20 protein-coding genes are annotated in these 20,435 nt (G+C 61.9%); 5 read left to right on the forward strand and 15 right to left on the reverse strand.

Annotated features, from left to right (window positions below; genetic code table 11):
* Positions 1–80 precede the first annotated feature (80 nt).
* From GCN78_RS00620 to rpsO, 6 genes are all read right to left on the reverse strand, one after another.
* Entirely contained in the window at positions 81–2,027 is a 1,947-nt protein-coding gene (locus tag GCN78_RS00620) for a methyl-accepting chemotaxis protein (protein WP_193316564.1), read from the reverse strand.
* Between the two features lie 121 nt (positions 2,028–2,148).
* A complete protein-coding gene (locus GCN78_RS00625; protein ID WP_152249887.1) occupies positions 2,149–2,445 on the reverse strand; it encodes a hypothetical protein in 297 nt (98 codons plus the stop codon).
* A 9-nt stretch (positions 2,446–2,454) separates the two neighbouring features.
* Positions 2,455–3,150 (reverse strand): hypothetical protein, encoded by a 696-nt coding sequence (locus tag GCN78_RS00630; protein WP_152249889.1) that lies wholly within the window; start codon positions 3,148–3,150, stop codon positions 2,455–2,457.
* A gap of 147 nt (positions 3,151–3,297) precedes the next feature.
* On the reverse strand, positions 3,298–4,266 hold the full coding sequence (locus GCN78_RS00635; protein ID WP_152249891.1) for an IS1595 family transposase: 969 nt from the start codon (positions 4,264–4,266) through the stop codon (positions 3,298–3,300).
* A gap of 159 nt (positions 4,267–4,425) precedes the next feature.
* A complete protein-coding gene (pnp, locus tag GCN78_RS00640) occupies positions 4,426–6,543 on the reverse strand; it encodes a polyribonucleotide nucleotidyltransferase (RefSeq protein WP_152249893.1) in 2,118 nt (705 codons plus the stop codon).
* A gap of 232 nt (positions 6,544–6,775) precedes the next feature.
* Positions 6,776–7,045 carry a 30S ribosomal protein S15 gene (gene rpsO / locus GCN78_RS00645; protein WP_010399743.1) on the reverse strand — a complete coding sequence of 90 codons (270 nt, stop codon included), beginning with the start codon at positions 7,043–7,045 and terminating at the stop codon, positions 6,776–6,778.
* Positions 7,046–7,230: 185 nt separating this feature from the next.
* On the opposite strand from rpsO, the gene bamE reads away from it, so the two are divergent.
* A complete protein-coding gene (bamE, locus tag GCN78_RS00650; protein WP_152249895.1) occupies positions 7,231–7,728 on the forward strand; it encodes an outer membrane protein assembly factor BamE domain-containing protein in 498 nt (165 codons plus the stop codon).
* A gap of 141 nt (positions 7,729–7,869) precedes the next feature.
* On the opposite strand, the gene GCN78_RS00655 is transcribed toward bamE, so the two are convergent.
* The 9 genes from GCN78_RS00655 to GCN78_RS00695 all read right to left on the reverse strand — a co-directional run bounded on the left by GCN78_RS00655 (position 7,870) and on the right by GCN78_RS00695 (position 17,610).
* Positions 7,870–9,414 (reverse strand): 2-isopropylmalate synthase, encoded by a 1,545-nt coding sequence (locus GCN78_RS00655; protein ID WP_152249897.1) that lies wholly within the window; start codon positions 9,412–9,414, stop codon positions 7,870–7,872.
* 48 nt (positions 9,415–9,462) lie between these two features.
* Positions 9,463–10,314, reverse strand: coding sequence for a CDP-diacylglycerol--serine O-phosphatidyltransferase (gene pssA / locus GCN78_RS00660; RefSeq protein ID WP_152249899.1), 852 nt, complete (start codon positions 10,312–10,314; stop codon positions 9,463–9,465).
* A gap of 157 nt (positions 10,315–10,471) precedes the next feature.
* On the reverse strand, positions 10,472–11,239 hold the full coding sequence (locus tag GCN78_RS00665) for an SIMPL domain-containing protein (protein ID WP_152249901.1): 768 nt from the start codon (positions 11,237–11,239) through the stop codon (positions 10,472–10,474).
* Between the two features lie 101 nt (positions 11,240–11,340).
* Positions 11,341–12,096, reverse strand: coding sequence for an SIMPL domain-containing protein (locus tag GCN78_RS00670; protein WP_152249903.1), 756 nt, complete (start codon positions 12,094–12,096; stop codon positions 11,341–11,343).
* Positions 12,097–12,302: 206 nt separating this feature from the next.
* Positions 12,303–13,541: an MFS transporter gene (locus tag GCN78_RS00675; RefSeq protein WP_152249905.1), complete on the reverse strand. Its 1,239-nt coding sequence runs from the start codon at positions 13,539–13,541 to the stop codon at positions 12,303–12,305.
* Between the two features lie 193 nt (positions 13,542–13,734).
* Positions 13,735–14,145 carry a hypothetical protein gene (locus tag GCN78_RS00680; protein WP_152249907.1) on the reverse strand — a complete coding sequence of 137 codons (411 nt, stop codon included), beginning with the start codon at positions 14,143–14,145 and terminating at the stop codon, positions 13,735–13,737.
* 149 nt (positions 14,146–14,294) lie between these two features.
* Entirely contained in the window at positions 14,295–15,311 is a 1,017-nt protein-coding gene (ilvC, locus tag GCN78_RS00685; protein ID WP_034750044.1) for a ketol-acid reductoisomerase, read from the reverse strand.
* 74 nt (positions 15,312–15,385) lie between these two features.
* Positions 15,386–15,877, reverse strand: a complete 492-nt coding sequence (gene ilvN, locus GCN78_RS00690) for an acetolactate synthase small subunit (protein WP_010399754.1) — start codon at positions 15,875–15,877, stop codon at positions 15,386–15,388.
* Positions 15,878–15,879: 2 nt separating this feature from the next.
* Positions 15,880–17,610 carry an acetolactate synthase 3 catalytic subunit gene (locus tag GCN78_RS00695; RefSeq protein WP_152249909.1) on the reverse strand — a complete coding sequence of 577 codons (1,731 nt, stop codon included), beginning with the start codon at positions 17,608–17,610 and terminating at the stop codon, positions 15,880–15,882.
* A gap of 495 nt (positions 17,611–18,105) precedes the next feature.
* Here GCN78_RS00695 and GCN78_RS00700 point away from each other — a divergent pair, with 495 nt between their 5' ends.
* The 4 genes from GCN78_RS00700 to GCN78_RS00715 are packed head-to-tail and all read left to right on the forward strand — an operon-like array spanning position 18,106 to position 20,373.
* Complete coding sequence (locus GCN78_RS00700; RefSeq protein ID WP_034779551.1) at positions 18,106–18,675, forward strand: RNA polymerase sigma factor; 570 nt, start codon at positions 18,106–18,108, stop codon at positions 18,673–18,675.
* On the forward strand, positions 18,672–19,076 hold the full coding sequence (locus GCN78_RS00705; protein ID WP_152249911.1) for a DUF3619 family protein: 405 nt from the start codon (positions 18,672–18,674) through the stop codon (positions 19,074–19,076). Before GCN78_RS00700 ends, GCN78_RS00705 begins: the two co-directional genes overlap by 4 nt.
* The gene (locus tag GCN78_RS00710) at positions 19,077–19,847 is read left to right on the forward strand and encodes a DUF3106 domain-containing protein (protein WP_152249913.1); all 771 of its coding nucleotides are present in this window, start codon (positions 19,077–19,079) and stop codon (positions 19,845–19,847) included.
* Positions 19,837–20,373, forward strand: coding sequence for an RDD family protein (locus GCN78_RS00715; protein WP_152249915.1), 537 nt, complete (start codon positions 19,837–19,839; stop codon positions 20,371–20,373). The genes GCN78_RS00710 and GCN78_RS00715 overlap by 11 nt, the downstream gene beginning before the upstream one ends.
* Positions 20,374–20,435: the final 62 nt, after the last annotated feature.

The raw sequence follows: 20,435 nt of genomic DNA on the forward strand, positions 1-20,435 counted from the left end.
CGACGAACTGCATTTTTGGCAGGCTGGCCTGACAAAAACGCGGATGAACGTGCCGAATACGCGTCGCGATTGCTGTACGCTTAAAACTCTTCCCACTCGTCGGCGCCCGCCTTGGCCGCCTTGACGGGCTTGGCTGGCGACAGCGCGCGGGCTGGCGCGCGCGGCGCAGGAGCGGCCGGCTTCGCCTTGAGGCGCGTCACGGGCGCGGGTGACGCGGCAGGGCCCGCATCACCGAGGCGGAACATGCCGACGGCTTGCGCCAGATCCACGGCTTGCTCCTGCAGGCTTTCCGCGGCAGCGGCGGCTTGCTCGACGAGGGCCGCGTTTTGCTGCGTCATGGTATCCATGTGCGTGACGGCCGTATTGATCTCGCCAATGCCGGCGCTCTGTTCGCGGCTGGCCACCGTGATCTCGCTCATGATGGTCGTCAATTGCTGCACCGAGGCCACCACCTGGTCCATGGTCTGGCCCGCTTCGTCGACGAGGCGGCCACCCGCATCCACCTTCGCCACCGAGTCGCCGATCAATTCCTTGATTTCCTTGGCTGCGCTGGCGGAGCGTTGCGCCAGGTTGCGCACTTCGGAGGCCACCACGGCAAAACCCCTGCCCTGCTCGCCCGCGCGCGCCGCCTCGACGGCCGCGTTCAGGGCCAGGATATTCGTCTGGAAGGCGATGCCGTCGATCACGCCGATGATGTCGACGATCTTGCGCGAGCTTTCCTGGATGCCGGCCATGGTGCCGACCACCTGCTGCACCACGCGGCCGCCCTTGGCCGCCACTTCCGAGGCGGACACGGCCAGCTCATTGGCCGCATGCGCGTTTTCCGCATTCTGCTTGACGGTCGAGGTCAATTCATCCATCGAGCTGGCCGTTTCTTCCAGCGCGCCCGCCTGCGCTTCCGTGCGCGACGACAGGTCGGCGTTGCCGGCGGCAATGTCGGCCGACTCGCTGCGCACCAGGGTGCTGATGCTGCGGATCTGCACCAGCACGGTGGCGATCTTTTCCACGAACAAATTGAAGGCCTTGGCGATCTGCGCCAGCTCGTCCGTGCCGTCCGCGTCGAGGCGGCTGGTCAGGTCGCCATCGCCCGTGGCGATCGCTTCCATCGCATCGCGCACCAGGCCCAGGCGGCGCAGGGCGCGCGCCACCAGCACGCTCAACACCGTGGCGGCCAGGGCCAGCACCAGCAAGGCCGTCAGGGCCGAGGCGCGCAGCATCGAGCTCAGGGCTTGCGTCGCCTCAGCTCTGTCGAGCACGGTCGCCAGCAGCCAGTCGCTGCCCGGCACCTTACTTACGTGCAAGATGCCGTTACGCTCGCCGAGACGGATGGCGGCGCCGGCGCCGCTCTTTTCGATATCGGCCAGCGCCTGCGCGCTCAGGCCCGGGTCGAGCTCGGCCAACGGTTTCAGGGTCAGCTTGCCGTCCGGGTGGGCGATGATCTTGCCGCCGCCATCGACGAGGAAGGCGTAGCTGGACGCCGTCGGTTTGATCGAGGCGACGTTTTGCACCACGGCATCCATCATCACGTCGGCCGCCATCACGCCCGTCACGCTGCCCTTGCCGCCCAGCGGCTCGGCGAACGTCACCACCAGCTTGCCCGTGCTGGCGCCGATATATGGCGCCGTGATGACGGGGCCGCCCGCTTCGGAGGCCAGCTTGTACCAGGGCCGCGCCGTCGGATCGTAGTCAGCCGCGCGCTTGCGCTCCTGCGAAAAGACGGCATGCTTGTCGGCAAAGCCGACATACGCCATGTCGAAGGTGCCCGCCTGCTCGGCCGCCTTCAGGGCCGGCAGCGGATCGGCCGCCGTGGCGCCCTGCTTGAGCGAACCCACGACGGCTTGCTTGGAGCGCAGCCATTCGGCGATGGCCTGCGCATGACTATGCGACAACTGCAGCATCTGCGTGTCGAGCGCGGCCAGGGTGCTGGAGCGGGTAGTGAAGAAATTGGCGATGGCGACGGCCAGCATGGCCAGCACAACGATGGAAACGGCGATGGCGATCAGCCGCGCCTTAAGGGAGGACAACATGGTGCATCCAATAAAAAAGAGAAAATCGGGAGGGATGCGCCATGGTCGATGAATAAGATTTTGTCGTCAAGCAATACCGACTCTCAATTACCCATAAACAACAATTGATACCACATATTAACTACGGTTCGCCGCGCAGCTTGCGCAAGGCTGGCGATTCGCCACCCGTCGCTTCGATGCGGAAGCGGGCAAATGCCAGCTCCAGTTCAGGGTACTGGCGCAAGCCACCCTCGGTAAAATAGCGTCCGCCGGGGATATCGCCCCATGGCAGCGGCGCCGTGACGCCACCGCTGGCCGCCAGTGCCAGCAGCGGCTCGAGCGCGCTGCGCAGGTCGGCCACTTCCCCATCGGTGGGCGCCAGGCGGGCCAGCGATTGCTCCAGTTCGGCGGCAAGGGCCTGCAAGCGTTGCTGATCCATCATCTCTCCTCAATTCTTGATCGTGCCGATCAGCACGGGCGCCGACCACAGGCTGCGGTTCGGCAACAGATATTGTTGCGCCCCGCCACGGCGCCGCACCAGCCCGCCCAGCTCTTCCGTCGGCGCCACCTGGCTGACGAACACGTTGACGGTGCCCTTGGGCATGATCTGGTACACATCATACAGCGGCGCCTCGCTCTTCAAGGGCAAGCCGAAACAGTCGGCCAGGCTGGCGCATTGGCCCGAAGCGCGCTGCAATTGCGCGCTGGTGGTGAAATACGGCGAATACGGCGACACATTCTGTCCATGCGGCACGATCTTCACCAGCGCGGCCGACATCGGCTGCTGCTCCGGCAAGGTGCTGCCGGAAGCGAGCTGCTCGACGGCCCGCGCGTAAATCGTCTCGGCCGGCGCGGCGGGATCGGCGGCGCGCAATTCGCGCAGGAATTGCTGGCCCGGCGCGCTGTCCAGGTAGGGATCGATGACTTCGCGCCGCAAGCCCGCCGTCTTGAAGGTGCTGAGGTCATTGATTTCGCGCGCATGCACGGCACGCAAGGCGTCGAGGTCTTGCGCCGGCATGGCCGCGGACGCGCCGGCGATGGGAATGGGCATCGGCACCGGCGAGGGTGCGTTGTCCAGCTGTGCCCGGACGCCGGGCATGACGGCAAGCAGAAAGGCGGCGGCCAGGCCGCAGAATGTGCGCATGCTGCATCTCCTTGGAAGACTCGTTCAGGGGAAACTCCCCTCCCGAATCTACAGGGAGCGACAACGGCCAATGCGAGCTGCATCAAGGCCGATGCACAAATTGCCATCCACCTTCGATACAGCGCAAACAAGACGCAAAAAAAACGGCTATGTCACCGTCAGATGTGGGAACGCTCCCATCGTTGCTTTCAATAACGTTTCGGGTGAACGGATGCGCTTGGCGTCGAGTATCCAGCGCCATCCCAGGTAGTTTGGCAGGTAGCGCGTCGCCACGCCGTGAAACGGCCTTAACCATTCGCGCAGGCGGCTGTGATACGCATTGACGTTCTGCACGTGCGCGGCGCCCCGCACACGGATGCCGGCGCGCAAGTTGACGGCCCGGTGGCTGATACCCGCCTCGCTGGCAAACGCCCGGTAGGCGGCATGGCCATCCGTGACCAGCAGGATATCCTTATCGATGGCGGGCAACAAACAGCGGTGCAGCTGCGCCTTCGTCAGCGCGCCTCTGCCCGTGACGAAGTCGAGGGTCTGGCCCGTGCGGTCGCGCGCCACCAGGATGCAGACTTGCTCGTTGGATATGCCGCGCCGTTGCGCATGGCCGCCCCGGCGGCGGGCCGGACGCGTCATCTGCCTGGATCCCTTTTCCGATTCCAGCACATATAGCTCGTCGGCCTCGGCGATGCCATGCAGGCCATGCGGCCGGTCCGTTTTTGCCAACGATAAAAAGCGGTGGCGCCAGCGAAACGTGGTGTTGCGGTGCACGCCCAATTGGCTGGCCGTCTGGCGCACCGACCGGGAATCGAGCAGGCAGTCGGCATAATCGAGCCACAACGCCTTATGGCGCAGGCGGGCCAGTGGCGTGCCGGTGAGCGCATTGAAAGTGCGCCCGCAAGGCACGCAGCGGTAGCGCTGCAGGCCGTGCGCATGGCCATGCCGATGCAGGTGGGGCGAGTGGCAGGCTGGGCAGGCCAAGCGCGACTGCGCCACGCCCTCCAGCAGCGCGACGGTCGCGTCGTGTGGCGTGTTGCCACGCAGCAGGGCCATGCCTGCCTGCCGCTGGCGCCGGCTCAATTGCGCAAACTGTGCGATAAAGCTGATCCATTCGGCTGGTTGCATGATCTGCTCCCTGTGCGGTGGGTATGCAGAGTCAGACAGCACAGCCAACGGAAGATTCCGGCATTTCCCCTATTTGCCGATGACAGAGCCAAAAAAACCGCCAGGGCTTGCGCGCTGGCGGTTTGTTAAAGCTGCGGCCGAAGCCGCATTCAAGCTAACTTAAGCGGCTGGCGCTTCGTTGCCTTCGGCAGCTTTCATCGACAGCTTCAGGCGGCCGCGGTCATCCGTTTCCAGCACTTTGACACGCACCAGCTGGCCTTCTTTCAGGTAGTCGGCCACGGCGTTGACGCGCTCGTTGGCGATCTGCGAAATGTGCAGCAAGCCATCCTTGCCTGGCATGACTTGCACGATGGCGCCGAAGTCCAGCAGTTTCAGCACGGTGCCTTCGTAGGTCTTGCCCACTTCGACGGAGGCGGTCAGCTCTTCGATGCGGCGCTTGGCTTCCTGGCCGGCGGCAGCGTCAACGGAAGCGATGGTGACCACGCCTTCGTCGCTGATGTCGATCTGGGTGCCCGTCTCTTCGGTCAGCGCGCGGATCACGGCGCCGCCCTTGCCGATCACGTCACGGATTTTTTCCGGGTTGATCTTGATGGTGATCAGACGCGGTGCGAAATCGGACAGTTCGGTTTTGACGTGCGGCATGGCTTTTTGCATTTCGCCCAGGATGTGCTCGCGGCCTTCCTTGGCTTGCGCCAGTGCCACTTGCATGATTTCCTTGGTGATGCCCATGATCTTGATGTCCATCTGCAGCGCCGTGATACCGTTGCGGGTACCGGCTACCTTGAAGTCCATGTCGCCCAGGTGATCTTCGTCGCCCAGGATGTCGGACAGCACGGCAAACTTGCCGCCTTCCTTGATCAGGCCCATGGCGATACCGGCCACGTGTTCTTTCATCGGCACACCGGCGTCCATCAGTGCCAGGCAGCCGCCGCACACGGAGGCCATCGACGAGGAACCGTTCGATTCCGTGATTTCCGATACCAGGCGCACCGAGTAGCTGAACTCTTCAGCTGCTGGCAACGCGGCGATCAGCGCGCGCTTGGCCAGGCGGCCGTGGCCGATTTCACGACGCTTCGGCGTACCGACGCGGCCCGTTTCGCCGGTGGCGAACGGAGGCATGTTGTAATGCAGCATGAACGAATCGGTGAACTCGCCCATCAGCGCATCGATCTTCTGGCTGTCGCGGGCGGTGCCCAGGGTGGCCACGACCAGCGCCTGCGTTTCGCCGCGCGTGAACAGGGCCGAACCGTGGGTGCGTGGCAGCACGCTGGTGCGGATCGAGATCGGACGCACGGTGCGCGTGTCGCGGCCGTCGATGCGTGGCTCGCCGTCGAGGATTTGCGTACGCACGATTTTCGCTTCGATGTCGAACAGGATGTTGTTCACTTCAGCGCTGTCGATGGACGCGCCGCCGGCGGCAGCCGCTTCGGCCGTCAGGTCGGCGATCACTTCCGACGTCGCCGCTTTCAGCTTGGCCGTACGCTCTTGCTTGTCCTTGGTTTGATACGCGTCATTGATCTTGGCGTTGGCGAAATGCGCGACGCGGGCGATCAGTGCTTCGTTTTTCGGCGCAGGCGCCCATTCCACTTCCGGCTTGCCGCCGTCACGCACCAGGTCGTGAATCGCGTCGATGACGACTTTCATCTGGTCGTGGCCGAAGACCACGGCGCCCAGCATGATTTCTTCGGACAGCTGTTTCGCTTCCGATTCGACCATCAGCACGGCCGTTTCGGTACCGGCGACCACCAGGTCCATTTCCGACGTTTTCAGTTGCTGGACGGTCGGGTTCAGGATGTACTGGCCATTGGCGTAACCGACGCGCGCGGCGCCGATAGGACCGTTGAAAGGCACGCCCGATACGCACAGGGCAGCCGAGGCGCCGATCATGGCGGCGATGTCCGGATCGATTTCAGGGTTGACCGACAGCACGTGAATGATGACTTGCACTTCATTCAGGTAGCCTTCCGGGAACAGCGGACGGATAGGACGGTCGATCAAACGGGATGTCAGTGTTTCTTTTTCGGAAGGACGGCCTTCGCGCTTGAAAAAACCGCCCGGGATTTTACCGGCAGCATAGGTTTTTTCGACATAATCAACCGTCAAAGGGAAGAAATCCTGGCCTGGCTTGGCATCTTTGCGTGCCACCACCGTTGCCAGAACGACGGTATCTTCGATCGACACCAGCACTGCGCCGGATGCCTGACGTGCGATTTCGCCGGTTTCCAGGGTCACTTGGTGTTGACCGTACTGGAAGGTTTTCGTAACTTTGTTAAACATGGGGTATCCCTTTTCTAATTGCCGACAGATTTTCAGGGGCTGTCGTTCACCTCACCACAGGCGGCGTAAAAATGCTGCCTTTACTTGTTGCCACCTTTGCTACTTTACTTTTACAACATGATATCGGTAGAGAATACTGCACTTACCGACAAAAATCCGGAATTCAAATGACAAAATGCCCGCGTCAGCGAACTGGCGCAGGCATTTCTGTATAAACCTTGTACGGCAAAAATTACTTGCGCAGACCAAGTTTAGCGATCAGGTCGCGATAACGGGTAGCGTCTTTAGCCTTCAGGTAGGACAACAGGCTCTTACGACGGTTGACCATCATGATCAGGCCGCGGCGGGAGTGGTGATCTTTCGAGTGGGCTTTGAAGTGGCCGTTCAGTTCGTTGATGCGAGCTGTCAGCAGTGCAACTTGCACTTCAGGGGAGCCGGTGTCGTTTTGACCACGTGCGTTGTCCGCGATGATAGCGGCTTTGTTGATGTTTTCTACTGTCATGATAAACCTTTCACATGCGGTGCACAGAGTCTGAACCCTATCCACCGTGAACTACGATGATTGAAATACTGGCCTATGCTGCCAACCAGACGCGCAAGTATATCGGAAAAATGCCCGTCTGTATCCTGCCGTGCGGCCTTTTCTCGGTGCATGATAGGATTTTCCTGCATTTCAGGAGGTCCAACATGAAAAAACTGCTCAAATTAGCAACGCCGCTGCTGTTTGCCGCGCTGGCCGGCTGCGCCAGCTGGAACGTTCCGCCGCCGCAGCCGGGCGAGCCGCGCGCCGTCGTGGAAGCGCGCCTGGGCCGGCCGACGAATATCTATCAATTGCCCACCGGCGCGGAACTGGAATACGCGACGGGACCGTACGGCCAGTACACGTATATGGCCCGCTTCGGCCCCGACGACAAGCTCATTTCCTACGAGCAAGTGCTCGACACGCCCGGCTTTGCCCGCATCAAGGTGGGCGTGTCGACCCAGCAAGACGTGCTGCACACCCTGGGCCGCCCGACGGAAACGTCGTATCTGGCGCTGCCGAAACTGCACGTCTGGTCCTACCGCTACAAGGAATCGGGCGTCTGGGATTCCATGATGCACGTGCACTTCGACCACGACGGCATCGTGCGCATGATGATGAACGGACCCGATCCGGCCAAGGAGGAGCGGCGGTTTTTCTGGTAAAACATTACCGGCGTAACGACGCCTGATAAAACCGTAGCGAGCGGCAGCGATTTGTGGCCGAGAAGCGCAGCCGTGCTGAAGCACGGTGAGCATCGCCGGCCGCAAAGCGCGACGCGCAGTAGGTTTGATCAGGCGTCCTGCCTACGGCTGTGGATCGATGCGCTCGTCCTTGGCGTGCAGTTTGTTCAGCGCAGACAAATACGCCTTGGCCGACGCGACGATGATGTCCGGGTCGGCGCCCACGCCGTTGACGATGCGCCCGTCGCGCGACAATCGCATCGTCACTTCGCCCTGCGACTGCGTTCCCGTGCTGATGGCATTGACGGAGAACAAGACCAGCTCCGCGCCGCTGGCGGCCACGCTTTCGATGGCGTTGACGGTGGCGTCAACGGGACCGTCGCCCCGCCCTTCGCAACTGAGTTGCTTGCCGCCGACGAGGAATTCCACGCGCGCATGCGGCACGGCGCCCGTCGTCGACTGCTGCGTCAGTGAAATGAAACGGTAGTGCTCACTCTCCTGCGCCTGCTGTTCCTCGCTGACGAGGGCCATGATGTCTTCATCGAAAATCTCGGATTTCCGGTCCGCCAGTTCCTTGAAGCGGATGAAGGCGGCATTGATGTCCGCTTCCGATTCCAGCGCGATGCCCAGCTCCTGCAAGCGCTGCTTGAACGCGTTGCGGCCCGACAGTTTCCCCAGCACGATCTTGTTGGCCGTCCAGCCCACGTCTTCGGCGCGCATGATTTCATACGTCTCGCGCGCTTTTAGTATGCCGTCCTGGTGGATGCCGGAGGCGTGCGCGAAGGCGTTCGCGCCGACGACGGCCTTGTTCGGCTGCACGGCAAAGCCCGTGATTTGCGACACCATCTTGGAGGCCGCCACGATTTGCGTCGTGTCGATGCCAACCGTCAAGTTGTAATAGGCGGCACGCGTGCGCAGCGCCATCACCACTTCTTCCAGCGCCGTGTTGCCGGCCCGCTCGCCCAGGCCATTGATCGTGCATTCGATCTGCCGCGCGCCGCCGATCATGACGCCGGCCAGCGAATTGGCCACGGCCAGGCCCAGGTCGTTATGACAATGGACGGACCAGATGGCCTTGTCGGAGTTCGGGATGCGTTCGCGCAAGCGGCGGATGGTGGCGCCGAAGATCTCCGGCACGGCGTAACCCACCGTATCGGGGAAATTGATGGTGGTGGCGCCCTCGGCGATCACCGCTTCCAGCACGCGGCAGAGGAAATCCTCGTCGGAGCGGCTGCCGTCTTCGGGGCTGAACTCGATGTCGTCCGTGAACTGGCGCGCATAGCGCACGGCGTTTTGCGCCTGCGTCAGCACTTGCTCGGGCGTCATGCGCAGCTTCATCTGCATGTGCAGGGGCGAGGTGGCGATAAACGTGTGGATGCGCTTGCGCTCGGCCGGTTGCAGGGCTTCGGCGGCGCGGGCGATGTCGCGGTCGTTGGCGCGCGACAGCGAACAGATGGTGGATTCGCGCACGGCGCCGGCAATCGCCCGTATCGACTCGAAGTCGCCCTGCGAGGCGGCGGCGAAGCCCGCTTCGATCACGTCGACCTTCAGGCGCTCGAGCTGCTTGGCGATGCGCAGCTTTTCCTCGCGCGTCATGGAGGCGCCCGGCGATTGCTCGCCGTCGCGCAAGGTGGTGTCAAAAATGATGAGTCGGTTGCTGGTGTTCATGGCTGCTCCTGGCTGGCTGAAGACTGACGACGCTACCGACTCGGCACATCAATGCTCGGGGTCGGTCTGGATGATGCTGACGGGCTTGCCCTTCGCCATGCGCCAGAAAAACACGGCGTAGCCGGACAGGCCATAGGCGACGAAAATCGGGAACAGCACTTTCGGCGGGTCGATGGAGATGAGCGCGAAGAACAATGCCAGCAGGAATACCACGATGAAGGGCACGGACTTGCGGAAATTCACATCCTTGAAGCTGTAGAACGGCACGTTGGTGACCATGGTCAGGCCCGAGAACAGGGCGATCGTCCACGAGACCCAGGCCAGCTGGTTGCCGGCAAATTCCAGGTCATTCATCAGCAGGATGAAGCCGGCCACCATGGCCGCCGCCGCCGGGCTGGGCAAGCCCTGGAAGAAGCGCTTGTCGACCACGGCGATATTCGTGTTGAAGCGAGCCAGGCGCAAGGCGGCGCCGGCGCAATACACGAAGGCGGCCAGCCAGCCCAGCTTGCCCATGCCGCGCAGCGACCATTCGTAGATCACCAGCGCCGGCGCGGCGCCGAACGACACCATGTCGGACAGGCTGTCGTACTGGGCGCCGAATTCGCTTTGCGTATTCGTCAGACGGGCGATGCGGCCATCGAGGCCGTCGAGGATCATGGCGATGAAGATGGCCCAGGCCGCGTGTTCGAATTTCTGGTTCATGGCCATGACGATGGCGTAGAAGCCGCAAAACAGGGCTGCCGTCGTGAAGGCGTTCGGCAACAGATAGATGCCGCGGCGGCGCAAGGTTTTCTTGCCAGTGCCATCGGTCACCGGCAGGCGCACGAATTTGCTGAAGCGGGACGCTTTGGATGCTGCGGGGGTGCCGTTCTTGCCTCTACGACGGGGGAAGTTTGCCATGTTGTTCCATATCTTGTGTACTGCGGGGGAATCGGTGCCAGAAGGCGGGCGCATGACTGTCACGGCATGCGCCCGCCGATGTTGTCATTATAGAGGAGCCACCGCCAAAGAAAAGCGCGGCGGCGTCAAGCTGACAATATTGATCCCGAAGCTAGCCTTATTTGAACTTGATCTTCGCCACCAGGCCCATGTTGAGGGTCGTTTCGCCTGCCTCGAAGCTCGGTTCGGCCACCTGGTTGCCGCCATAGCCCATGGAATCGGCACTCATGGCGCGTGCACCAGCCACATTGGCGCGCTGCGCGTAATTGCCCGAGCCTTCGAAATCGATGGTGTCGATCACGGCGTCATTGACATTGCGGCCCATGGCGCCGGCGATGGCGGCCACGCGCTCGTTGAGGTTCCTGTAGGCGGCGGCGATGCGCTGGTCGTCGAGCTTGCGGATGGTGGCGGGCGCCAGACCGAAGTTCAGGCGGTTCAGGGTCAGCACGCCTTGGGCCGCGGAAACGGTCTTCGGCAAGGCGGCCAGATTCGTCGTCGTCACCTGCAGGTACTGGCCCACGCGCCAGCCGGTTGGCACCCTGGGCTTGGCGGCGACGCCCGGCGGCAGCGGCGCCGTTTCCGGGTACACGGCGTACGTGTAGTAGCCCTGGGTCTTCAGGACGGCTTGCGGATCGGCTTTCTTGACGATGGCCGCGCCCTGGTTCATCTTCTGGTTCACGCGCGAGGCGGCGGCGGCCTTGTCCTTGTCCTGCTCTTCGATGGCGAGGGTGACGGTCACCTGGTCGTTCGCATGCACGACTTCGCCATTCGCGGGCACCACCACGAGGGTGCCGGAGGTCGGCAAGGTTTGGGCTTGTGCGCTCAGGGCAACGGTAGCGGCGGCGGTAACGACAGCGGCGGCCAGCATGGTTTTCATGACGGTCATGGTGTTCTCCTGAAAAATAATGGGGCAAAAACAACCATGGGGCCAACAGCCCCATGATTTTTAACACAGTCTAACGCGGAAATGTTTCCACGTTAACGCACTTACTTGAACTTGACCTTGCCGACGACACGCATGTCGAGCGTCGTTTCGCCTGGCTCGAAGCTCGGTTCGGCGACGGTACTGTCTTCAGCCATCTTGGCGCTGCGCATCATCATCGGTGCGGCGGCAGCACGGTTTTCGGTGACATAGTTGCCCGAACCTTCGAAGTCCACCGTATCGAGCACGGCGTCGGAAACGTTGCGGCCCATGGCCTTGGCGATGGCGGCCACGCGCTCATTGAGGTTCTTATACGTGGCGGCGATGCGCTGATCGTCCAGCAGGCGGATGGTTTCCGGCTTCAGGCCGAAATTCAAGCCATTCAGGGTCAGCACGCCTTGCGCCGCCGACACGGTCTTTGGCAGGGACGCCAGATTGGCCGTCGTCACTTCCAGGTACTGGCCGACTCGCCAGGCCGTCGGCAAACGCGGCTTGGCCACGGCGCCGGCCGGCAGCGGACGCTCTTCCGGGTACACGGGATAGGTGTAGTAGCCGTACGATTTCAATGCCGCCGACGGGTCGGCCTGCTTGACGATGGCGATACCCTTGTTCATCTTCTGGTTGACTCGCGACGCGGCCGCAGCCTTGTCCTTGTCCTGTTCTTCCACGGCCAGGGTGGCGACCACCTGGTCATTGACATGCTTGACTTCGCCAAATGCGGGCACGACCACCAGAGTGCCGGAAGTCGGCAGGGATTGGGCTTGTGCGCTCAGGGCAACGGTGGCTGCGGCGGCAACAAGGACGGATTTCATCACGGTCATGGGGGTACTCCTAGGTAGTTAATGTGGCTGACAGCCCGCGAAAGGGAGGCTGTTACCACCTCTTTCGCTTGAGAAACTTGTCAAACTGTGTAGATTCTAACGCCTCATTCATTCCCGTGGCGCAAATTAACAAATCGTCACAAAATGCGCTTGCCAGTCACATCTGCTCACATTTCAACACACTGCAACACAAAATAACAGTGTTATCAGTGACCCAGCACCGCACCGCCGCTGCGCCGGCCCGGCTTGAAGCTGTGGCGGCGCGCGCCCCAGGCGATGGCCAGGGCCGTCAGCAGCAAGGCCAGCATGGCCCACGGGAACGCTGCCGCGCCATAGCCGTCGAGCAGCAAGCCGCCGGCCAGGCCCCCACCGGCGATGGCCACGTTCCAGATGGTCGCCACCATCGCTTGCGCCACATCCATGCCATCGCCGGCCGCGTCCGCCGACGCCGTCTGCAGCAAGGTGCCGGCGCCGCCAAAGGTGATGCCCCAGATGGCCATGCTGACGTAGATCACGGCCGGCGCATCCATTGCCAGCCCCAGCGCCACCACCACCAGGGCAAACGCGGCGAGACAGCCCAGCACGAGCGGGCGCAGCCAGCGGTCGATCAACTGGCTGACCAGCCAGATGCCGGCCAGCGAGCCGACGCCATACACGAGCAGCACCAGGTCGATGCGGGGGCGCAAGCCGGACGGCGCCAGGAACGGTGCGATATAGGTATACAGAATGTTATGCGCCAGCATCCAGGCGACGATGACAAACAGAATCGGCCGCACGCCCGGCGTCAGGAACACCTGGCGGATCGACAGGCGTTCGCCATTCTTTTGCCCGGGATAGTCGGGCACGGCCACCAGTATCCAGGCGACCAGGATGATGGCCAGGCCGGACATGATGCCGAAGATGCTGCGCCAGCCCAGCACGCCGCCCATCAAGGTACCCAGCGGCACGCCCAGCGACAGGGCCAGCGGCGTGCCGATCATGGCGACCGCCATCGCCCTGCCCTGCTGTTCGACGGACACCATGCGGCGCGCGTAGCCGGCCATCAAGCCCCAGGCCAGCCCGGCGGCCATGCCGGCCAGGAAACGCGAGGCCAGCGCCATCATGTAATTGGGCGCCAGCGCCGTCATGGTATTGAAGACCAGGAAGCCGCCGACGGCCAGCAGCAGCACCTTGCGGCGGCGCCAGCCGCTGGTCAAGGCGGTCAGGGGGATGGCGGTCAGGATGGAGCCGATCGCAAACACCGTGACGAGCTGGCCCGTCATGACTTCGGAAATGCCGAGGCCCTGCGAGATCTGCGGCAACAGGCCGGCGGGCAAGGTTTCGGCCAGGATGGCGATAAAGCTGGTCATCGCCAGCGCCAGCAAGGCGGCCAGCGGAAAGCGTTGGGAAATGGCGGTGCCGGCAGGGCCTGAAACAGGCACTGTGGCGGTCAAACGGTCAGTCATGTGGGTACCTCGGGTTGCGCAGGCGACGTTTCAACGAGCCTGGCGTGCTACTAAAATAGCGGTAATGCGCGTTGCGGTCGGCAGATACCGAAACAGATGCAGTCCATGGGAAACTGCAAAGGAAGGGCGGGATTATATAGGAGGCGGGCGAAAAGCGTGCGCGCCAAACCAGCCGTGCTGGAATCAGCCATGCTCAGGCTGGCGTCATGCAAGCATCATTGGCCGCCTTGCGTGGCGAAAACCAGGCATTCGATTTCGGGCTGTACAGGAAGGCGCAGATGACGGCGAACATGAGGGCACCAGGCAAGACGTTCATCTTGACCGGCAAGGTCGCCAGGCAGAGCGCGATGTCGATCACACCCCACACCAGATACACCGTGCGCGCGCCACGCTGCCTTTGCAGCATGGCCAGCGCCGCCACCAGAGTAATGCCCTGGCTGAAGAGCAAGATCGCGTATTGCGCCTCGGCGGGAATCACGCCGTCCCCCATTGCGGCCAGCATGGCGGAATCGTTGCGGCCGAGGTAAGCCGACACCAGCGCCAACAGCGAGGCGAGGATCAAAAACCAGCAGCTGATGGCCACGGAGACGGGGCGCTTGAGCACATGAAGATTCCCGACAAAAACTTTAGAAAAAACAAGCATGAGGCTGACGGATTTGTTGAATGGGCCTGATTGTAACGGATGTTGCCTGCCAGGCAGCTGCGCACAAAAAAGCCGGCTTGCGCCGGCTTCTTGTGAGGAACGATAGCTGCTTAGTTCTTCGACTGGTCAACCATCTTGTTCTTGGCGATCCAAGGCATCATGGCGCGCAGTTTCGCGCCCACTTCTTCGATCTGGTGCTCGGACGTCAAACGACGGCGCGAGATCAGGGTCGGTGCGCCTGCCTTGTTTTCCAGGATGAAGCTCTTCGCGTATTCGCCCGTTTGAATGTCTTTCAGGCATTGACGCATCGCATCCTTGGTGGCCGACGTCACGACTTTAGGGCCGGTCACGTATTCGCCGTATTCGGCGTTGTTCGAGATCGAGTAGTTCATGTTGGCGATGCCGCCTTCATAGATCAGGTCGACGATCAGCTTCAGTTCGTGCAAGCACTCGAAATACGCCATTTCAGGCGCGTAACCGGCTTCCGTCAGGGTTTCGAAGCCAGCCTTGATCAGTTCCACGGCGCCGCCGCACAGCACGGCTTGCTCACCGAACAAGTCCGTTTCGGTTTCTTCGCGGAAGTTCGTTTCGATGATGCCGGCACGGCCGCCGCCGTTGGCCGACGCGTACGACAGGGCGATATCGCGGGCGATGCCCGATTTGTCCTGGTACACGGCGATCAGGTGGGGCACGCCGCCACCCTGGGTGTAGGTGGCGCGCACGGTGTGGCCCGGTGCTTTCGGCGCGACCATGATCACGTCCAGGTCGGCGCGTGGCACGACTTGGCCGTAATGCACGTTGAAGCCGTGGGCGAAGGCCAGCACGGCGCCTTGCTTGGCGAATGGCGCGATGTTTTCGTTGTAGACCTGGGCGATGTTTTCATCTGGCAGCAAGATCATGATGACGTCGGCCGCTTTCACGGCGTCGTTGACTTCCGCCACTTTCAAGCCCGCTTGCTCGACCTTGGTCCACGAGGCGCCGCCCTTGCGCAGGCCGACGGTGACGTTGACGCCCGAATCGTTCAGGTTTTGCGCGTGCGCGTGGCCTTGCGAACCGTAGCCGATGATGGCAACGTTTTTGCCTTTGATCAAGGAGAGGTCAGCGTCTTTGTCGTAAAAAACTTTCATGGTATTTCCTATAATTTGATGATGCGTTGTTGTTTTAAATGCGGCACCTGGGCCGCGTAGAGCTACTTGTATTTTTATACTTTGAGGATGCGTTCGCCGCGGCCGATGCCGGAACCACCCGTGCGGACGGTTTCCAGGATGGCGGCGCGGTCGATCGAATCGATGAACGCGTCGAGCTTGACCTTGTTGCCGGTCAGTTCGATCGTGTACGTCTTTTCGGTGACATCGATGATGCGGCCACGGAAGATATCGGCGGTGCGCTTCATTTCCTCGCGCTCCTTGCCCACGGCACGAACCTTGATCAGCATCAACTCGCGTTCGATATGCTGGCCTTCGGTCAAGTCCACCACCTTGACTACCTCGATGAGGCGGTTCAAGTGCTTGGTGATCTGCTCGATGATGTCGTCCGAGCCGCTGGTGACGATGGTCATGCGCGACAGGGTCGAGTCTTCCGTCGGCGCCACCGTCAACGTTTCGATGTTGTAGCCGCGTGCCGAGAACAGGCCCACCACGCGCGACAGGGCGCCCGCTTCGTTTTCCAGCAAGACAGAAATAATATGGCGCATGATTAGAGGTCCTCCGAGCCGAGCATCATTTCGGACAGGCCTTTGCCGGCTTTCACCATGGGCCACACGTTTTCGGACTGGTCGGTAATGAAGTTCATGAATACCAGCCTGTCTTTCATGCCAAACGCCTCTTTCAGGGCGCCGTCGACGTCGCCCGGTTTTTCAATTCTCATGCCCACGTGGCCATATGCCTCGGCCAGCTTCTCGAAGTCGGGCAGCGAATCCATGTACGACTCGGAATAGCGCGAACCGTAGTCGATTTCCTGCCACTGGCGCACCATGCCGAGGAAACGGTTGTTGAGCATGATGATCTTCGGCGTCAGGTGATACTGCTTGCACGTGGCCAATTCCTGGATGCACATCTGGATCGAGCCTTCGCCCGTGATGCAGGCGACGGTGGCGTCCGGGTTGGCCATCTGCACGCCCATGGCGTATGGCAAGCCGACACCCATGGTGCCCAGGCCGCCGGAATTGATCCAGCGACGCGGCTTGTCGAAGCCATAATATTGCGCGGCCCACATCTGGTGCTGGCCCACGTCGGACGTGATGAAAGCGTCGCCTTTGGTGATCTGGAACACCTTTTCCACCACCGACTGCGGCTTGATGACGAGGTCGGAGGTCGGGTATTTCAGGCATTCGCGGCCGCGCCATTCGGCGATCTGCTTCCACCAGTTGCTCAAGGCATTGACGTTCGGCTTGGCTTCGGCCGCGTCCAGCTGCGCGAGGAACTCGATCAGCACGTCTTTGACGTTGCCGACGATGGGGATATCGACCTTGACGCGCTTGGAAATCGACGAGGGATCGATGTCCACGTGGATGATCTTGCGCGGATGCGAGGCGAAATGTTTCGGGTTGCCGATCACGCGGTCATCGAAACGGGCGCCGATGGCGATCAGGACGTCGCAGTTCTGCATCGCCATGTTCGCTTCATAGGTGCCGTGCATGCCGGGCATGCCGACATACTGCTCGCTCGAGGCGCGGTAGCCGCCCAGGCCCATCAAGGTGTTGGTGCACGGGAAACCCAGGCGGTCGACCAGCTTGTTCAGCTCGGCCGAGGCGTTCGCCAGGATCACGCCGCCGCCCGTGTAGATCATCGGACGTTCGGCTTGCAGCAACAGCTGCACGGCCTTGCGGATCTGGCCCGAGTGGCCCTTGTCGACGGGACGGTAGGAACGCATCTCGACTTCCTTCGGATAGTCGAAATGGCATTTGTGCATGCTGATATCCTTGGGGATATCGACCAGCACGGGTCCCGGACGGCCGGTACGGGCGATGAAGAAGGCTTTCTTGATCGTCGCTGCCAGGTCCTTGACGTCCTTGACGAGGAAGTTGTGCTTGACGACGGGGCGCGTGATGCCGACCGTGTCGCATTCCTGGAACGCATCCTGTCCGATGGCGTGGCTCGGCACTTGGCCGGAGATCACCACCATGGGAATCGAGTCCATGTACGCGGTCGACAGGCCCGTGACGGCATTCGTGACGCCCGGACCGGACGTGACGATGGCGACACCGACTTTGTTCGAGCTGCGCGAATAGGCATCGGCGGCGTGGATCGCGGCCTGCTCGTGGCGTACCAGGATATGCTGGAATTTGTTTTGCTGGAAGATGGCGTCGTAGATGTAGAGTACGGCTCCGCCCGGGTATCCAAAGACGTGCTCGACGCCCTCTTCAGCCAGACAGCGCACGACAATTTCTGCGCCCGTAATTGGTCCTGCTGCTGCTTCGGTATTCATGAAACATTCCTTTCAAGGTCCATTGGAGATTGATCGGATGTTCTTTCCTGACGAAGTTCGCTGTGCGCGACAGTGCTCCTGCTTCCCTTTTCATGCGGTCACGCAATTTCTTTGGGCACCCATAGATACCTTACAAAACAACGCTTAACGCAACTCGTTTGGCCGGAGTTTCTGTGGCGCCTGTACGAACCGCTCGCGCTTGTGGCGCGGGTTAGAACAAACTGCCTACAAATGAAAGCGCGTCTTGCCGCGGATGGCCTTGTGTGCCGGTCGCGACCTGACCATAGGGCTTTGGGGTGTTCAAAGCGTCCCATACGTTATCGCGTCGCACCATTATGGTCAAGGAAAATGTCAGCCGAAAGGCCATTTTGCTCACACGGCGTGCAAAAACCCTGCGGAAACGCACATTTTTTGCTAGCATGCACGGGGTTGCAAAAAGCATACCCGCCCCCATTTCGCCCACCGCACCCGCAGCCGCTAAGATCCCCATACCGCATGGCAACAGACAAAGAATTATCCGACTTTCTAGAAAATGTCGAGCGGCGCGCTTTCAAGCAGGCCGCCTACGCGGTCCGCAAGGAAGAATCGGCACTCGACATCGTGCAGGACGCCATGATCAAGCTGGCCGAGAAATACGGCGACAAGCCGGCCGCCGAGCTGCCGATGCTGTTCCAGCGCATCCTGCAAAACACCATCCTTGATTACTTCCGCCGCGAAAAGGTGCGCAACACCTGGGTCAGCCTGTTTTCCGGCATGAAGCCCTCGGGCGACGAGCATGAAGATTTTGATATACTTGACACTTATGAATCGGAACAGGGTTCCAGCGCCGCCGAATCGTCGGCCGACCAGGTCGAACGCGCGCAGATCCTTGATTTGATTGATGCAGAGGTACAAAAACTGCCGTCACGTCAACGCGAAGCCTTCCTCATGCGTTATTGGCAGGACATGGATGTGGCTGAAACAGCGGAAGCGATGGGTTGCTCCGAAGGTAGCGTGAAAACACATTGCTCTAGAGCTACCCACACGCTCGCCGAATCGCTGAAAGCCAAGGGAATTAAACTATGAACACCGACGATCTCAATTTCGCTTACAAAGTGCGCCATGCACTGAACGAAAAACTCGACGACCTGCCCGCATCGGCCACCGATCGCCTGGCAGCGGCACGCAAGCTGGCCCTGTCCCGCAAGAAGGCGGACGCGCCCGCCGCCGTCGCCGTACGCAAGAACGTGTTCGCCGGCGTGGCCAGCAGCCTGTTCGTCGAGCCGCTGTCGTGGCTGGGCCGCATGAGCGTGATCATCCCCCTGCTGCTGCTGGTCGGCGGCTTGGTGGGCATCTATCAGTTTGAGCAGGAACAACATATTGCCGAGCTGGCAGAAATCGACGCCGCCGTGCTGTCGGACGAATTGCCGCTCTCCGCCTATATGGACCATGGCTTCAACGCCTACCTGACGAAACGCGAGCAATAAATGGCACGCTCGAGCGTACGCAAAGGCTGGCTGGCCGGCGGCATCGGCCTGGGCGCCTGTGCCCTGGCCGGCGCCGCCTGGGTAGGCGCGCAGCAACATGCCGCGCCCGCCGCCCCTCCCGTGGCAACCGCGCCCGTGGTGGCGCCGGCCCCGGCCTCGGCCGCCAAGCCTGGCTCCCCCCGCACGGCCGGCAAGGGCGGCACGCCGCCGAAGGCTGGCGAGAATCCCTCGTGGAACAAGCTGTCGCGCGCGCAGCAGGAAGCCCTGCAGCCGCTGGCGGGCGAATGGAACAAGCTGGAAGCCTTGCGCAAGCAGAAATGGCTCGATATCGCCAGCCGTTTCGCCTCCATGACGCCCGACGAACAGACCCGCGTGCACGAACGCATGCGCGAATGGGTCAAGCTGACGCCGGCGCAGCGCAGCCTCGTGCGCGAAAACTATGCGCGCACGAAGAAGATTGATCCAGGCCAAAAGTCCGCGCAATGGGAGCAATACCAGCAATTGCCGGAAGAGCAAAAGAAAAAGCTGGCGACAGAGCTCGTGCCGAAAAAACCGCTGGGCAAAGTACCCGCCATTAATTCGACCACGAGCAAACCGGCCGCGATCCTGCCGCCCGTCACGCCGGCAGCGCCTGCCGCCGCACCCGTGCTGCCACCCGTGGCCACGCCCGCAGCGGCCGCCGTGCCGGTAGCCGATCCTGCCGCGGCCCCCGCCACCGTGCCCGTCACGCCACCTGCCACGCCCGCCCCACTGCCAACCAATGTCAAATAGCACGCCTGCCGCCAGCATCACTTCCCATCCCACGATCAAGCGCCGCCTGATTTCCATGGTGTACGAGTCGCTGCTGGCCCTGGCCGTGCTGTTCCTGCCCTTCCTCGTCTTCGAATTGATCGCACAGGGCGCGCATACGCCGTTGAGCGAACATATGCGCCAGTGCCTGGCCTTCCTCGTCATGGGTGCGTATTTCATCCACCAATGGAGCCGCGAAGGGCAAACCCTGGCCATGAAGACGTGGCGCCTGAAGGTCGTGCTGCCGGGTCATGCCCACGTGCCGCTAAGCGTGGCCGCGTACCGCTACCTCCTGTCATGGATGTGGCTGCTGCCAGCCCTGCTGCTGTCGTATGTATTCGATTTGCAGCACTGGACGGCCCTGGGTGCCATCGGCGTGGGCATCCTGGCCTGGTCCAGCACGGCCCTGTTCACGGGTAATGGCCAATTTCTGCACGACAAGCTGGCGGGCACGCAGATCGTGCAATTGCCGGCTCCCGCGAAGAAGTCGAAGAAAGTTGCCGCCTGAGTTTTTATGTGGCTTGACCTGGGTCATTGAAGCGCCAAGGGGGCTCTGCGATCATGGCACGC

The sequence above is a fragment of the Janthinobacterium rivuli genome (assembly GCF_009208735.1).
Lineage (GTDB): Bacteria > Pseudomonadota > Gammaproteobacteria > Burkholderiales > Burkholderiaceae_D > Janthinobacterium.

Coding starts and splice junctions, on each gene's coding strand:
- GCN78_RS00620 (WP_193316564.1), bottom strand. CDS start 2,027: ATGTTGTCCTCCCTTAAGGCGCGGCTGATCGCCATCGCCGTTTCCATC.
- GCN78_RS00625 (WP_152249887.1), bottom strand. CDS start 2,445: ATGGATCAGCAACGCTTGCAGGCCCTTGCCGCCGAACTGGAGCAATCG.
- GCN78_RS00630 (WP_152249889.1), bottom strand. CDS start 3,150: ATGCGCACATTCTGCGGCCTGGCCGCCGCCTTTCTGCTTGCCGTCATG.
- GCN78_RS00635 (WP_152249891.1), bottom strand. CDS start 4,266: ATGCAACCAGCCGAATGGATCAGCTTTATCGCACAGTTTGCGCAATTG.
- pnp (WP_152249893.1), bottom strand. CDS start 6,543: ATGTTTAACAAAGTTACGAAAACCTTCCAGTACGGTCAACACCAAGTG.
- rpsO (WP_010399743.1), bottom strand. CDS start 7,045: ATGACAGTAGAAAACATCAACAAAGCCGCTATCATCGCGGACAACGCA.
- bamE (WP_152249895.1), top strand. CDS start 7,231: ATGAAAAAACTGCTCAAATTAGCAACGCCGCTGCTGTTTGCCGCGCTG.
- GCN78_RS00655 (WP_152249897.1), bottom strand. CDS start 9,414: ATGAACACCAGCAACCGACTCATCATTTTTGACACCACCTTGCGCGAC.
- pssA (WP_152249899.1), bottom strand. CDS start 10,314: ATGGCAAACTTCCCCCGTCGTAGAGGCAAGAACGGCACCCCCGCAGCA.
- GCN78_RS00665 (WP_152249901.1), bottom strand. CDS start 11,239: ATGACCGTCATGAAAACCATGCTGGCCGCCGCTGTCGTTACCGCCGCC.
- GCN78_RS00670 (WP_152249903.1), bottom strand. CDS start 12,096: ATGACCGTGATGAAATCCGTCCTTGTTGCCGCCGCAGCCACCGTTGCC.
- GCN78_RS00675 (WP_152249905.1), bottom strand. CDS start 13,541: ATGACTGACCGTTTGACCGCCACAGTGCCTGTTTCAGGCCCTGCCGGC.
- ilvC (WP_034750044.1), bottom strand. CDS start 15,311: ATGAAAGTTTTTTACGACAAAGACGCTGACCTCTCCTTGATCAAAGGC.
- ilvN (WP_010399754.1), bottom strand. CDS start 15,877: ATGCGCCATATTATTTCTGTCTTGCTGGAAAACGAAGCGGGCGCCCTG.
- GCN78_RS00695 (WP_152249909.1), bottom strand. CDS start 17,610: ATGAATACCGAAGCAGCAGCAGGACCAATTACGGGCGCAGAAATTGTC.
- GCN78_RS00700 (WP_034779551.1), top strand. CDS start 18,106: ATGGCAACAGACAAAGAATTATCCGACTTTCTAGAAAATGTCGAGCGG.
- GCN78_RS00705 (WP_152249911.1), top strand. CDS start 18,672: ATGAACACCGACGATCTCAATTTCGCTTACAAAGTGCGCCATGCACTG.
- GCN78_RS00710 (WP_152249913.1), top strand. CDS start 19,077: ATGGCACGCTCGAGCGTACGCAAAGGCTGGCTGGCCGGCGGCATCGGC.
- GCN78_RS00715 (WP_152249915.1), top strand. CDS start 19,837: ATGTCAAATAGCACGCCTGCCGCCAGCATCACTTCCCATCCCACGATC.